Annotated in this window: 12 protein-coding genes; 8 read left to right on the forward strand and 4 right to left on the reverse strand. The window is 37.8% G+C overall.

All coding sequences use genetic code 11. The features are described 5' to 3' along the window. The first annotated feature begins 9 nt into the window (after positions 1–9). Positions 10–1,893 carry an endonuclease gene (locus CDW55_RS05965; protein ID WP_088468857.1) on the forward strand — a complete coding sequence of 628 codons (1,884 nt, stop codon included), beginning with the start codon at positions 10–12 and terminating at the stop codon, positions 1,891–1,893. 69 nt (positions 1,894–1,962) lie between these two features. On the opposite strand, the gene CDW55_RS05970 is transcribed toward CDW55_RS05965, so the two are convergent. The 3 genes from CDW55_RS05970 to CDW55_RS05980 form a co-directional block, all read right to left on the reverse strand. Further along, a complete protein-coding gene (locus tag CDW55_RS05970) occupies positions 1,963–3,363 on the reverse strand; it encodes a helix-hairpin-helix domain-containing protein (RefSeq protein ID WP_088468858.1) in 1,401 nt (466 codons plus the stop codon). 88 nt (positions 3,364–3,451) lie between these two features. Then, positions 3,452–3,793, reverse strand: coding sequence for a MerR family transcriptional regulator (locus tag CDW55_RS05975; RefSeq protein ID WP_088468859.1), 342 nt, complete (start codon positions 3,791–3,793; stop codon positions 3,452–3,454). Positions 3,794–3,838: 45 nt separating this feature from the next. After that, positions 3,839–5,146 carry a DEAD/DEAH box helicase gene (locus CDW55_RS05980; protein ID WP_088468860.1) on the reverse strand — a complete coding sequence of 436 codons (1,308 nt, stop codon included), beginning with the start codon at positions 5,144–5,146 and terminating at the stop codon, positions 3,839–3,841. A gap of 225 nt (positions 5,147–5,371) precedes the next feature. Between CDW55_RS05980 and rpsA the strand changes: the two genes are divergently transcribed. After that, positions 5,372–7,165 (forward strand): 30S ribosomal protein S1, encoded by a 1,794-nt coding sequence (gene rpsA / locus CDW55_RS05985; RefSeq protein WP_088468861.1) that lies wholly within the window; start codon positions 5,372–5,374, stop codon positions 7,163–7,165. A 114-nt stretch (positions 7,166–7,279) separates the two neighbouring features. Beyond that, on the forward strand, positions 7,280–9,874 hold the full coding sequence (locus CDW55_RS05990) for a T9SS-dependent M36 family metallopeptidase (protein WP_088468862.1): 2,595 nt from the start codon (positions 7,280–7,282) through the stop codon (positions 9,872–9,874). A gap of 172 nt (positions 9,875–10,046) precedes the next feature. Here the strand turns inward: CDW55_RS05990 and rplS are convergent, their stop codons facing one another. Next, the gene (gene rplS, locus CDW55_RS05995; RefSeq protein ID WP_088468863.1) at positions 10,047–10,400 is read right to left on the reverse strand and encodes a 50S ribosomal protein L19; all 354 of its coding nucleotides are present in this window, start codon (positions 10,398–10,400) and stop codon (positions 10,047–10,049) included. 247 nt (positions 10,401–10,647) lie between these two features. Between rplS and CDW55_RS06000 the strand changes: the two genes are divergently transcribed. From CDW55_RS06000 to argC, 5 genes are all read left to right on the forward strand, one after another. After that, positions 10,648–11,352 (forward strand): CoA transferase subunit A, encoded by a 705-nt coding sequence (locus tag CDW55_RS06000; protein WP_088468864.1) that lies wholly within the window; start codon positions 10,648–10,650, stop codon positions 11,350–11,352. Next, complete coding sequence (locus CDW55_RS06005; protein ID WP_088468865.1) at positions 11,352–12,005, forward strand: CoA transferase subunit B; 654 nt, start codon at positions 11,352–11,354, stop codon at positions 12,003–12,005. Before CDW55_RS06000 ends, CDW55_RS06005 begins: the two co-directional genes overlap by 1 nt. A 207-nt stretch (positions 12,006–12,212) precedes the next feature. Next, the gene (locus tag CDW55_RS06010; protein WP_179285914.1) at positions 12,213–12,848 is read left to right on the forward strand and encodes an N-acetyltransferase; all 636 of its coding nucleotides are present in this window, start codon (positions 12,213–12,215) and stop codon (positions 12,846–12,848) included. Further along, positions 12,836–14,026 carry an argininosuccinate synthase gene (gene argG / locus CDW55_RS06015; RefSeq protein ID WP_088468867.1) on the forward strand — a complete coding sequence of 397 codons (1,191 nt, stop codon included), beginning with the start codon at positions 12,836–12,838 and terminating at the stop codon, positions 14,024–14,026. Before CDW55_RS06010 ends, argG begins: the two co-directional genes overlap by 13 nt. A gap of 1 nt (position 14,027) precedes the next feature. Next, positions 14,028–15,002 carry an N-acetyl-gamma-glutamyl-phosphate reductase gene (argC, locus tag CDW55_RS06020; RefSeq protein ID WP_088468868.1) on the forward strand — a complete coding sequence of 325 codons (975 nt, stop codon included), beginning with the start codon at positions 14,028–14,030 and terminating at the stop codon, positions 15,000–15,002. Position 15,003 lies beyond the last annotated feature (1 nt).

Raw genomic sequence — 15,003 nt, forward strand, 5'->3', positions numbered from 1 at the left:
ATGATATCAATGAAAAGAATTCTACTTCTGTGCTTTCTATTGCCAGCTTTGGTTTTTTCACAAATTCCTTCGGGTTATTATGAAGGAACTTCAAATTTAAGCGGATATGCGCTTAAAACGAAACTTCACGAGATTATCTCCTCTAAAAATATTAACTGGCATTATGGAGATTTGACTGAATTTTACAATAAAACGGATTTAGATAAATATTACGATCATGATGCAAGTAATACTACCATCCTGCTGGATATTTATTCTGAAATCCCAAACGGTCCGGATGTTTATGAATATACCGTCGCCAATCTTACAGGATCTGCAAATGCAGAAGGGCAGGGTTGGAACAGAGAGCATATGATGCCTCAAAGTACATTCAACAGTAATTATCCGATGTATTCGGATCTGTTTTACGTAATTCCTACGGATGCACGTATTAATCAGCTGAGGAGCAACTATCCTTATGGTATTGCTAAAACTACAACCGCTCCTTTTTATACTTTTACAAACGGATCGCGGATTAGTGCCAACGGAACGCCTGGCTCCGGTTATACCGGACGTGTTTACGAACCCGTTGATGAATTTAAAGGAGATATTGCAAGAAGTTTACTTTATTTTGCGGTGAGATACGAAGGGAAATTAGGTCTTTTTAATTATTATAACGGTACTTCAGCTGCAAACGACCGAAGCCCGCTGGACGGAACCGAAGAAAAAGCTTTTGAAGACTGGTATCTTGCCATGCTTCTTCAGTGGCATAATCAGGATCCGGTTTCACAAAGAGAGATCGACAGGAATAATGAGGTTTATGCATTACAGAAAAACCGAAATCCTTTTATCGATTATCCACAATGGGTAAATGCTATCTGGAATCAGACCGCAAATTCTTTAGAACCTCAGGCTCCCACGAACTTAAGTATTACGCAGACAAGTGCTTATTTTGTAAATTTAAGCTGGACGCCAAGTCCCGATGCTGATGTAATCGGATACAAAATCTATCAGAATGATGTGCTGATTGCCTATACTAAAGATACCTCAGTTTCAATTGATCATTTGGAGCCTTCCACCTTTTATAATTTCAAAGTTCAGGCTTATGATAATAGTTACTATCAGTCGATGTACAGCAATACGGTTTCTGCAACAACTTTAGCGACCGATATTTATGCAAAGGATCTGATGATTACAAAATATCTGGAAGGAAGTGAGAATAATAGAGCAATTGAAATAACCAACAAAACCGGGCATCCTGTTAATCTCAATAAATACCGTCTCAGTACTCAGTTTTATAACAACACTGCAGGTAATTATTATTTTCCCGATGCGTATGAACTCGAAGGACTGGTACAGCACAACGAAACATTTGTTGTGCTCAATCCATATTCCAATTTCAGCTGTATTACCAATGATGAGGCGAGATTTGTAACGGCTGCGCCTCAGCTCACTTTTTCGGGAAGCCAATATCTTGAACTTCGTTATGCTTCGACAACGGTAGATGCGGTAGGAATTAAAGACATGAGTAATTCATCAGTTTTGGGTGATGTTTCGCTGTACAGACTGAGTTCTGTAACGCAACCGTCAAATACATTTACCCTTTCCGAGTGGGAAGCATTTCCTGCTGATTATTGCGAGAATCTGGGCGTTTTGGCCACCTCTGATGTTGGGTTTTATTCTGAAAATAACTGGTCTGTTTATCCGAATCCTGTCGTTGGAAACAGCCTGTATGTAAAAGGGAAACAACTGGAGAACGCGCAGGAAATTTCTGTTTTTGATCTTTCGGGAAAATTGGTGCAGCAAGAAAGTCGGCCGTTTAAAAACAAAAATTCGGTAAATGTTCAAAATCTGAAGCCGGGAGTTTATATTCTGAATATAGATCATAAATCACTGAAGTTTATCAAAAAATAAATCTTCGCAGTCATTAAAATCTCCTCAAAAAATTTATTTGAGGAGATTTTTTATTACCCTATAATTAAACTATTTCAAATACAATCTCATTTTTGCTTCGTATTCCGGTTTTACTTTTATCAGCTTCCATATTTTTCTGTCTTCAGGATTTGTAATCCGGTGATAAATAATTTTATCGGCAGAATATTTAAAGTAAGGATGTGTTTTCAACCAATCTTCAGGAGCGTCGGCGAGCGTATATTTCGCGACTTTCGAATCATCAAGATAAGCAGTGGAAATTAATTTCTGCGCTAGATTTTTATCGATGTCGTAGGTGTCGATAATTTGCTGTCGGTTGACAAACCCACCAAGTTTTTTGCGGTAACTGAGCATCATGGCGGCACTTTTTTCGTCAAAACCAAATTCTATAAGCTGCTTGAACGTAATTTGGTTGATGTCAACTTTTGAAAAATCGGTTTTGGATTCAGATTCATTTGCAGCTTTTGTAACCACGGACTCGCTGAAACTCTTTTTAGGTAAAGTTGTTTTAAAATTTTCGGGATTCAGTAGAATGTAAGGTTTTATCTCTTCAAACTTTTCTTCAGAAATTACAAAACAACGTGCAATATCATCCAGAGTTTTAAAACTGCCTTTTAGATTACGGTCTCGGTAATTAATGATGACCTGCGCCTGTTTCTCGGAGAAGCCTAACTTTTGCCAACCTGCCAGATCAATTAGGTTTGGATCGAAATTCTGGTAAGCGATTTTGGCTTTTTCCGGAGAATTTGATCTGTAATTATTTTTAACTGAAAAATTTTCAGGTGTTTTCTCTGGAAGAAGAAGATAAGGTTCCATTTTGCGGTACTGCTCTTCGCTGATGATGAAGCAGTCTTTGAATTTTTCTTTGCTGATGAAGCTTCCACCGAGATAAGCTTTGTATTTTACTATTGAACTTGCCTGCTTTTCAGTAAAACCCATTTTTACAAAATCATCTGCGGTAAAATGATCTGGATTAAATTTTCCAGGAATCGTGAGCGATTTTTTCTCGTAACCGCGGTATGGATAATTGCTGCCACCTTTCGATGGGTAATTTGTAAATCTTTGGTAAGAATCAGAAGGTGATTTTTCAGGAAGTAAAATATAAGGTTCGAGCTCTGAATATTTTTCTTCCGATAAGGAATAACATTTTTTTAGCTGTTCTTTTGAAGTAAATTCGCCGCCTACAACGTTCTTATATTTTAAGATGGTAGCCACTTGTCTTTCAGAGAATCCTAAATTCTTCCAGTCACTTTCCGATAAATCATTGGGATTAAATTCTGAGAGTTCTTTCTTCTCTGTTTTTGTATAATTTACAGTTTCAAGAGAATCAGGTGGCCGCTCATCCGTTTTTGCAGAATTAAAATAAAAAAGACCGCCCAACATGATTGCTCCCGATGTGGCCAGTCCTAAAAAATAATTTTTTGCGGCGGAAATTTGTAGAGGTAAGCGCATGATAATTCATTTTGTGCAAACATAAAACGAATTAAACCAATAAGTTACAGTGAAAACACCTGTTTTATTGCGTTGAAAACACCCTTTTTTATTCGGGTTTGTCTATCAGGGAATCTTTCAGTTTTTGTAACTCAGCTTTTACAAACTCCAGACGGTCGATCATGCTGATGGTTTCTGATATTTTCGAATTGGTAGCGAGTGCGATCCGGGCTCCGTCTAACGTGTATCCTTTTTCTTTAACCAAATGGTAAATAATCTGCAGGTTTTTGAGGTCTTCAGGAGTGAAGTACCGGTTTCCTTTTTTATTTTTCTTAGGTTTAATAATCGGGAATTCCTGTTCCCAATATCTTATTAATGACGTGTTTACATTAAAAGCCTTGGCTACTTCGCCTATCGAATAATACAGTTTATCGGGTAAATTAAGTTTCATATAAAAGGAATGTAGGTTGGTAAAGGTAGAAATTTTTAGGTTTATTTAGTAAGCAACTTCCATTTTTACTTTTTTACCTTTTAGTTTTTCGGTAGATAATTTTTTCAGCAAATCTTTTACCATTTTACGGTCAACCGCAACGTAGGAAGTGGTGTCTTTTACTTCAATCAAACCGATATCTTCTTTGCCGAGTTCCCCTTTTTTGATGAGATAGCCTACAATATCTACTTTATTTACTTTGTCTTTTTTTCCAGCGCTGATGTAAATAGTTTGAAAAGGCGTTTTTCCGGGAACACGGTTGCTTTCGGAAACATTTTCTTCCGGGATATTATTTTTTATGAACGGGAAATTCTCATCATCAGTCATAATTAAATAAGCAAAACCTTTGGCGTTCATTCTTGCAGTACGGCCGTTTCTGTGGATGAATGCATCTTCTTTCGGCGGTAACTGGTAATGAACAATCGATTCAACCTCCGGAACATCCAGTCCGCGGGAGGCCAAATCCGTGGTAATTAAAATACGTGAAGAATCATTTCTGAATTTCAGAAGTGCACGCTCTCTTTCATCCTGTTCCATTCCGCCGTGGAAGGTTTCGCGCTCAATTCCCTTTTCTCTTAAAAGCTCAGAAATTCGGTCCACGGCATCGCGGTGGTTGCAGAAAACGAGTGTCCTTTTATTTCCGATTTTACAGATTAAATGAAATAAAGTATCTAATTTTTCTTCCGAAGTTGTAATTACCTTTCTCAATTGAATGTCAGGTTTTGAATCATGAATTTTTAGAAAATTAATGATTTTTTCATCCTTTAAACCAACAAACGACGGAATTTTATCCATCGCAGTTGCCGAGGTTAGGATTCGTTGCGAACAGTTTTCCAAAGCCTGAATTATGTAATTCATATCTTCTTCAAAACCCAGTTCCAGCGCTTTGTCGAACTCATCTAAAATTAAAGTTTTGATTGTTGATGGGTCAAAATTTTCATTTCTTAAATGATAAGCAATTCGTCCCGGAGTTCCTATCAGTAAGGCAGGTGCATCGCGAAAGTTGTTAAGTTCTACTTTTTTATCGTGACCTCCGTAACAGATAGAAACTTTGAAATCGGTACCCATTTGTTTGAAAACCTGCTCAATTTGCAGTGCAAGTTCTCTTGCCGGAACTAAAATCATCGCCTGAACTCCCGATGAATTTTTCTTTAAATTTCTTAGCAGCGGAAATAAAAAAGCCAGCGTTTTTCCTGATCCTGTTGGAGAAAGCAGAATGACATCTTTTTCGTTTTCTGAGGCAGTATAGGTAGATTTCTGCATTTGATTCATGTCCTGAATCTGCAGTTTTTGATAGATGGTTTCTAAATTCATTTTGCAAAGGTAAAAGAAAACGCTTTGGTTTGAAAATGAGACCGGTAAGATTTTAAAAATATACTCCCGAATATTATTGCATTTACCAAATAAATTCTTAATTTTGCACCACTTTTTGTGGGAACATTTGGCTAAGTTAAAACATTAACAATTAACATCTTCCGTATTTTTCATTAACCACATTAAGCCAAAGATTGAAAAAGAAGGAATACAAATTATTTTATTATGTCAGAAACGACAGACAAAGCAGAGGTTCTTTTGAACCAAAACGTAGCACCAGAACAGTTTGATTGGGATTCTTTCGAATCAGGATTAGATGCTGATGCAAGAAAAGAGAAAAGTGATTTAGAGGAAATCTATAACGGATCTCTTAACAACCTTCAGGATAACGATGTTCTTGTTGGTAAAGTTGTAAGACTTACTGATAAAGAAGCAATTGTTGATATCAACTTCAAATCTGAAGGAGTTATTTCTCTTAACGAATTCCGTTACAACCAAGGTTTAAAAGTTGGTGATGAAGTAGAGGTAATGGTTGACAGAAGAGAAGACAAATCTGGGCAGTTACAGCTTTCTCATAAAAAAGCAAGAACACTTAAGGCTTGGGACAAAGTTAACGAACTTCACGAAACTGGAGAAATCGTGAATGGTTTCGTAAAATCAAGAACTAAAGGCGGTATGATCGTTGACGTTCATGGTATCGAAGCATTCTTACCAGGTTCTCAAATCGATGTGAAGCCTATTAAAGATTACGATCAGTTCGTAGGTAAAACAATGGAGTTCAAAGTTGTGAAAATCAACCCTGAGTTCAAAAACGTTGTTGTATCTCACAAAGCGCTTATCGAAGCAGATCTTGAAGGTCAGAAGAGAGAAATCATCGGTCAGCTTGAAAAAGGTCAGGTTCTTGAAGGAACTGTTAAGAATATCACTTCTTACGGTGTATTCGTTGATCTTGGAGGTGTTGACGGACTTATCCACATTACAGACCTTTCTTGGTCTAGAGTTAACCACCCATCAGAAATTCTGTCAGACGGTGAAACTGTAAAAGTGGTAATCCTTGATTTCGATGACGAGAAAACAAGAATCCAGTTAGGTATGAAGCAATTAGAAGCTCATCCTTGGGACGCACTTTCTGCTGACTTAAAAGTAGGAGACAGAGTAAAAGGAAAAGTGGTGGTTCTTGCTGATTACGGTGCATTCGTAGAGGTTGCTCCAGGTGTAGAAGGATTAATCCACGTTTCAGAAATGTCTTGGTCTACTCATTTGAGAAGTGCAGGAGATTTCGTAAAAGTAGGTGACGAGGTAGAAGCAGAAGTTTTAACCCTTGACAGAGAAGACAGAAAAATCTCTTTAGGAATGAAGCAGCTTAGCCAGGATCCTTGGTCAAATATCGAAACTAAATATCCAGTAGGTTCTAAGCACGTTGGAACGGTAAGAAACTTTACTAATTTCGGTGTGTTTGTAGAATTGGAAGAAGGTATCGATGGATTAATCTACATCTCTGATCTTTCTTGGACTAAAAAAATCAAACACCCATCAGAATTCTGTGCAGTTGGTGATAAATTAGATGTAGTTGTTCTTGAGCTTGATACAGCGGCAAGAAGACTTTCTTTAGGTCACAAACAACTTCTTGAAAATCCTTGGGATAAATTCGAAACTAAATATGCTGAAGGTACTGTACACGCAGGAAAAGCTACTGAAGTTTTCGATAAAGGAGCACAGGTACAGTTTGAAGATGCTGAAGTTGAAGCTTTCTGCCCATCAAGATTATTAGAAAAAGAAGATGGTTCTAAAATCAAGAAAGGTGAAGAAGCACAGTTCAAAGTGATCGAATTCAACAAAGAATTCAAGAGAGTAGTAGTATCTCACACAGGAATCTTCAGAGACGAAGAAAAGAAAAACGTGAGAGAATCTTCTTCATCTAACAAGCCAATGGGTTCTTCAGGTAACGAAGAAAAATCAACCCTAGGTGATTTAGATGTATTAGCAGAATTGAAAAAGAAAATGGAAGGTGGTAACTAATCCCTTCTAGATCTTAATAAAATGACGCCTCCTTAACCGGAGGCGTTTTTTTGTGAAAAAAAACTAAAACATATTGATATTTTTTATATTTTCGAACCCAATTAATCAAAATATATGAAAAATAGAAATTTACCTTTTAAAATTGCTGCGGTATTTTTGATGTTTTCTTTCGGAAATGTGGGCGCACAGGACTTTAAGTCTATCATTCAGAACCATCTTTCAGCAAAGAATACATTTTTGAAAGCCGATCTTAAGAATTTCGAAATCATCAATCAGGATTTTTCCAAATCCATGAATTCGGATGTGGTTAAAATCCAACAGTCCTATAACGGAATCCCTGTTTACAATGCAGTGGGTACCGCTTTGATTAAAGATCAGAAAATTAATTTTTTTAATGACAGTTTTGCAAAAAACTATTCAAAAGCAATGCAGCCGTCTGAAGCTGTAAACAATAAATCAGTTTTCGATAATGTCGCGCAGGCGTTGGGGTTAAAAAATAAAGCAGATTATCAGATTATTGGAATCCATGACGCCGATCTCGATGTACCTTTTGTAAAAAGCCGCTTGATTTATTTTCAGACAGAAAATAATGATTTGAGATTATGTCACGAATATATTTTCGAGGAAAAAGGAACTTCAAATTATTGGGATGTTCTGGCAGATGCAAAAACAGGGGAAATTCTCCACAAAGTAAATCTTACGCTTTCCTGTACCTTTAATCATGATGCTTACCACCACGATTATACTGCACATATCCCGGAAGGTTTCAACAGTGATTTCAGTGATTCCTTAAAACCAGCAACGGCATTAGCGCCATTAAATGCAAGCTACAGAGTGTACGCATTGCCGATAGAAAGTCCTAGTCATGGAGATCGAACGCTAGAAGTAAATCCTTGGCTAGCCGACGCATCACCAGAGGGGTGGCATACTATTCCCGGAGGTACTTATACCGGAACTTTTACAACTACCCGCGGGAATAATGTAATGGCTTATGAGGATAAGGCAAATACCAATGCACCGGGAGCTTATGCCGAAGGTGGAGTCAACCGTGTGTTCGATTTTCCATTTATCGTAAATAATACACCTGCGAATTTAAATGCTTCAACCACCAATCTGTTTTATGTTAACAACAAGATTCACGATATTTTTTACCGTTTAGGATTTACCGAAACTGCAAGAAATTTCCAGGCGTGGAATTTTGGTAAAGGTGGTGGCCAGAACGATTACGTGCAGGCTGAATCACAAGATGGCGGCGGTACAGATAATGCAAATTTTTCAACACCTATCGATGGATCAAGACCTAGAATGCAGATGTATTTATGGAATCCTTCGGTTTTGGAGCGGGTGTTCTACAACGCTCCTGCAGAAGCGGTAGGAAGAGTGGTTCAGAATTACATTTCTACCACTTTTGGACCTGCACTTACACCTACAGGCATTACAGCAGATGTGAAACTTGCTCCCGTGCTTGATGCCTGTACTGCTTTGCCAGCTGGTTCGCTTACCGGAATGATCGGTTTAATCGAAAGAGGGTCATGTGATTTTGTGGTTAAAGTGAAAAATGCACAGAATGCCGGTGCGCTCGCTGCAATTATTTACAGTTTACCAACCTCTACGCCAACCTCTGGAATGGCGGGAGTTGATGCTACTATTACAATTCCGGCGGTATTGGTAGAGAACTCCGAAGGTGTATATATGAAAAATTTACTGGCAACAAAGACTGTAAATATAACCTTGAAATATGACCCTGCAACACAAAAAATTAGAGACGGAAGTTTTGATAACGGAATTGTAATTCACGAATATGGTCACGGAATTTCTAACAGAAATACAGGAAGCGGTTATTCATGTCTGTCCTCGTCCAACTCAAAAGAACAAATGGGTGAAGGCTGGTCGGATTTCTTTGCCTTGATGCTTACTAACAGGCCTGGTGATAACGCTTCTGTTCCAAGAGGAATAGGTACTTATGCAATTACGGAAGATATCACAGGTCTTGGAATCAGACCGGCACAGTACTCACCGGATTTTGGAATTAATAACTATGCTTACGGCGATACGAACGGAATGGAATATACCAATACCAGTGGTCAGTTGGTACCCAATGTTCACTCAATTGGTTTCGTTTGGGCGTCTATGCTATGGGACCTGCACTGGAAGTATGTTGAAAAATACGGTTACTCATCAGATGTAATGGCAAATACAACCAACGGAAGTACTAGAGTGCTGCAGCTTGTGACCGACGCACTGAAACTTCAGGAATGTAGCCCTACCTTTGTGAGCGGCAGAAATGCAATTTTGGCAGCAGAACAAGCAACTACTGGCGGTCAGGACAAATGTATGATTTGGGACGTTTTTGCAAGAAGAGGTCTGGGTGCAAATGCATCTGCAGGATCAAAAACAAATATTAACGATCAGGTTGAAAGTTTTGATGTGCCTGCAGAATGTGTACTGGCAACTAGTGATGTGAATGCAGGTAAAGCCTTAAGCATCTATCCTAATCCGGCGAAGAACGAATTCTTCCTGAAGTCTGGTAAAAATATCTTAGGAAAAGTAAATGTTGAGATTTTTGATGCAACAGGAAAACTGGTTTCCAGCCAGAAGATTTCAGGTGCTGATCCGGTAAATACTCAATCTCTCGTAAACGGAGTTTATGTGGTGAAAGTAACAGGTTTAGGAGTGAATTATTCATCTAAACTGATGATCAAGAAATAATTAATAATTATATTTTTCAGCCGCTCTGCAATTTTTGTGGAGCGGTTTTTTTTCACGAAGGTTTTAATTATTAATTGCGTTTTCTTCAAAGCTGTAAAGGCAGGATTAAAAAAACGCACTAAAAAACCCATCAAATAAAATGTGATGGGTTTTTTTATGGTTGTTGTCTGAATTACTTTTTGTAAGCAGCGTCTTTAATTCTCGCTTTTTTACCTCTAAGGTTTCTGAAATAGTAGATTCTCGCTCTTTTCACTTTACCTCTTCTGTCAACCTCAATTTTCTGAAGTGCTGGTAAATTGATAGGAAAAACTCTTTCTACTCCTACATCACCACTCATTTTTCTGATGGTAAATGTTTTGGTAAGACCGGTTCCTCTCAACTGAATTACAGTTCCTTTAAAGAACTGAGTTCTAGTTTTAGCGCCTTCTTTAATTTCGTAATACACAGTGATGGTGTCACCGGCTTTGAATTCTGGGAATTCTTTTTTAGCAATGTACTTGTCTTGTACGTACTTTAATAAATCCATTTTTATAATAAAAATTTTTTGTCAAGCTAAGCAACATTCACGTCCTTCGTCAGAGGTTGATTAACAGGTTGCAAAAATAACATAATTTTTTCTGTCTGCCAATACTTTAAAAGATATTTTTTAAAAATTTGTCATTCAATAATGATTTTAAAATATCTAAAAAAAGCTTTTACGAATTTACAAAAAACGCAAATAGATTTTTATTAAAAAAAATTGTAATTTCAAGCCACAAAATTTCAATATAATAATGATCGATAAAAGAGTAAAAAATGCCAAAGAAGCCATCCAGGGAATTACTGATGGAATGACTTTGATTGTAGGTGGTTTCGGATTATCCGGAATTCCCGAGAATTCAATCGCCGAGCTGGTTGCAAGTAATATTTCCGGACTTACCTGCATTTCCAACAATGCCGGAGTCGATGATTTTGGACTTGGTTTGCTTCTTCAAAGAAAACAGATTAAAAAAATGATCGCATCCTACGTTGGAGAAAACGCAGAGTTCGAAAGACAGATGCTTTCCGGTGAACTTGAGGTGGAACTCACGCCACAGGGAACTTTAGCGGAAAAATGTCGCGCTGCGCAACACGGAATTCCGGCGTTTTATACTCCCGCAGGTTACGGAACTGAAGTTGCGGAAGGTAAGGAAACTAAAGAATTCAACGGTAAAATGCATATTCTGGAGTATGCCTACGAAGCAGATTTTTCTATCGTGAAAGCCTGGAAAGGTGATCAAGCAGGAAATTTAATCTTCAGAGGAACTGCACGAAATTTCAATGCGCCAATGGCTGGAGCCGGGAAAATTACCATTGCTGAGGTGGAAGAATTGGTTGAGCCTGGAGAACTTGATCCTAACCAGATTCATATCCCGGGAATTATGGTTCAGCGGATTTTCCAGGGCGAAAAATTCGAAAAAAGAATAGAGCAGCGTACAACCAGAAAAAGAGAAGCATAATGTTGACAAAAGAACAAATCGCACAGCGAATTTCAAAGGAAGTTAAAGACCGTTATTATGTAAATCTCGGCATCGGAATTCCCACCTTGGTCGCAAACTATGTTCCGCAGGATATTTCCGTTGAATTCCAAAGTGAGAACGGAGTGCTTGGCATGGGACCTTTTCCTTACGAAGGCGAAGAGGATCCGGATTTAATTAATGCTGGAAAGCAAACCATTACAACACTACCGGGTGCTTCTTTTTTCGATTCTGCTTTCAGTTTCGGGATGATCCGCAGCAAAAAAGTTGATCTCACCATTCTTGGAGCCATGGAAGTTTCAGAAAACGGCGATATAGCCAACTGGAAAATACCAGGTAAAATGGTGAAAGGCATGGGTGGTGCGATGGATTTGGTTGCTTCAGCTGAGAATATTATTGTAGCGATGATGCACGTGAACAAAGCCGGCGAAAGTAAAATTCTTAAAAAATGTACCCTTCCTTTAACTGGCGTTTGCTGTGTAAAAAAAGTAGTTACAGAACTTGCTGTGATGGATGTTACGCCAAAAGGTTTTAAACTTCTCGAGCGCGCTCCCGGAGTTTCCGTGGAAGATATTATTAAAGCTACTGAAGCAGATTTGATTATCGAAGGAGAAATTCCTGAAATGCAGTTTTAAATCAAATACCCAACCTATATAATCCCTTTCAAATTTTGAAAGGGATTTTTTTTGTGCTTCTGTGAAACAGATTATTTATCTGAAATTTAACGTGTTTACAGATATTTTTAATAGGCTTAACTTTCTCTTTTAAAAATTATATCTAAAAATATTTTGAATTTAACAAAAAACATCTAATTTTGCCCTCTAATTTAGATAAACGTACAAGTGAATGCGAAATTTACAGTAAAAGTTGCAAAGGTTCAGGACCTTAAATATGTGCCGGCTATTTTGAAAGAGATCGAAGAATCTGCGAAAGAGCGCGGAACCGGTATTGCAAAACGTACTGCAACTTATCTCGAAGAGAAAATAAATGAAGGGAAAGCGGTAATGGCATTCTCTCCGGAAGGCGAGTGGGCGGGTTTCTGCTATATCGAAACGTGGAGCAATAAAACTTATGTTGCCAATTCCGGATTAATTGTTTCCAGAAAATTCAGGAACGAAGGATTAGCAAGGAAAATAAAGGAGTTTATTTTTCACTACTCACGCAAAAAATATCCCAACGCAAAACTTTTTGGTCTTACAACAGGTCTTGCAGTGATGAAAATCAACAGCAGTTTAGGGTACAAACCTGTTACTTACTCAGAACTTACCCAGGATGATGTGTTCTGGAGCGGATGCCAAAGCTGCGTGAATTTTGAGATTCTAAAAAGCAAAGAGCGCAAAAATTGCCTTTGTACCGCAATGCTGTATAATCCCAATGAAGTGAAAGAACCTGAAAATATTAAAAAAACCGAAACTGAAGATGACCAGAAGTTATTTTCAAAATTCAAAAAAATAAGAACAATGTTATGGAAAAAGTAGTTTTAGCTTACAGTGGCGGACTCGATACTTCTTTTTGTGCCGTTTATCTTTCGAAAGTGAAACAATTAGAAGTGCATGCGGTGATGGTCAATCTTGGTGGATTTTCTGAAGAAGAAATAAAAAAAACGGAAGAGCGCGCTTATCATTTAGGTGTAAAATCTTTCCATGTAATCGATGATGCGGAGAATTATTATCAAAAATGCATCAAATATTTAATTTTCGGAAATGTTTTAAAAAATAATACTTATCCGCTTTCCGTAAGTTCTGAAAGAGTTTTTCAAGCAACAGCGATTGCAAATTATGCTAAAAAAATTGGTGCAAAAGCCATCGCTCACGGAAGTACGGGTGCGGGAAATGATCAGGTGAGATTTGACAGTATTTTTCAGATTCTTTTGCCCGAAATTGAAATCATCACGCCGATTCGTGATCTGAAACTTTCCAGAAATGGAGAAATAGAATTTTTAAAAGAAAATGGTTTCGAAATCAATTTTGAAAAATCGCAATATTCGATCAATAAAGGTCTTTGGGGAACATCTGTAGGTGGAAAAGAAACCTTAACTTCAAACCTGTCACTACCGGAAACGGCCTTTCCAACGCAAATTTCAAAAACTAAACCGGAAGAAATGAGCATTACTTTCGAAAAAGGCGAAATCAAAGCGGTGAATGGTCAAGAATTTTCTAAACCGATTGAGGCGATTCAGTTCATTCAGGAAATTGCACAAGCTTTTGCCATCGGCCGCGACACCCACGTTGGCGACACAATTATCGGAATCAAAGGTCGTGTGAGTTTTGAAGCTTCAGCGCCTTTAATTATTCTGAAAGCCCATCATTTGCTGGAAAAACACACCTTAACCAAAAGCCAACTTTTCATTAAAGATCAGCTGAGTCTTTCCTACGGGAATTATCTGCACGATGGTTTGGTCCTCGATCCGGTGATGCAGGATATTGAAACGCTTTTCGAGTCTTCACAGAAAACCGTGAATGGAATTGTGAAAATTTTACTTAAACCTTATCATTTTTCACTGATCGGAGTGGAATCGGAAAACGATTTAATGTCTTCAAAATTCGGTTCTTACGGAGAAATGAACAAAACCTGGACGGAATCTGATGTAAAAGGTTTCTCCAAAATTTATTCGAATGCGCTAAGCATTTATCATCAGGTAAACAACAAGAATTAACATGGAAAAAATAAAAGTAGGAATTGTAGGCGGAACAGGTTTTACAGCAGGCGAATTAATTCGAATCTTGCTTTATCACCCGAATGTAGAGATTTCTTTCGTGACGAGTCAAAGTCTTCAGGGCGAATTTGTTTCTGATGTTCATAAAGATTTGTTCGGGGAAACAACTTTAAAATTTGAAAATCTGGCGCAACCCGCCGATATGATTTTCCTTTGTCTTCCGCATGGCGAAAGCAAAAACTGGCTTATCGAAAACGAAAAACGAATTGCTCCCGAAACTAAAATTATCGATTTGGGAAATGATTTTCGTGTGGATGAAGAATGGAATGATAAAAAATTCATCTATGGACTTTCGGAATTTAACAAAGAAAAAATTGTAAAAGCTTCGTATATCGCCAATCCGGGCTGTTTTGCGACAGCGATTCAGTTGGGAATTTTACCGATTTTAAAGCAAGAAAAAATTGAAAAAATACAATGCGTAGGAATCACTGGTTCTACCGGAGCTGGAAAAGCTTTGCACCAATCGCTGAATTTCAATTGGCGAAATGATAATATTTCTCCTTATAAAACCTTTACGCATCAACATATCGCAGAAATTGATAAAAGCATTTCACTGATTTCTGAAACCAAAACGGAAATTAATTTCATCCCATGGAGAGGTGATTTTACCCGTGGAATTTTCGTTTCATTAATGATGGAAAGCAATCTTTCTCAGGCAGAAATCGAGGAAATTTATAAATATGCTTATAAATATTCAAAATTCGTTTTCGTTTCCGCAAGTCCGATTGATCTGAAACAAGTCGTAAACACCAATAAAGCGGTGGTTTATATCGAAAAAGTCGGGAAAAATCTGGCAATTCACGTGGCGATTGATAATCTGTTGAAAGGCGCTTCCGGACAAGCCATCCAAAATATGAATTTGATGTTCGGTTTTGATGAAAAAGCTGGATTAAATCTTAAACCTTCTGTTTTTTAAT

Origin of the sequence: Chryseobacterium sp. VAUSW3 (assembly GCF_002205795.1) — a bacterium.
Classification (GTDB): Bacteria; Bacteroidota; Bacteroidia; order Flavobacteriales; family Weeksellaceae; genus Kaistella; species Kaistella yananensis.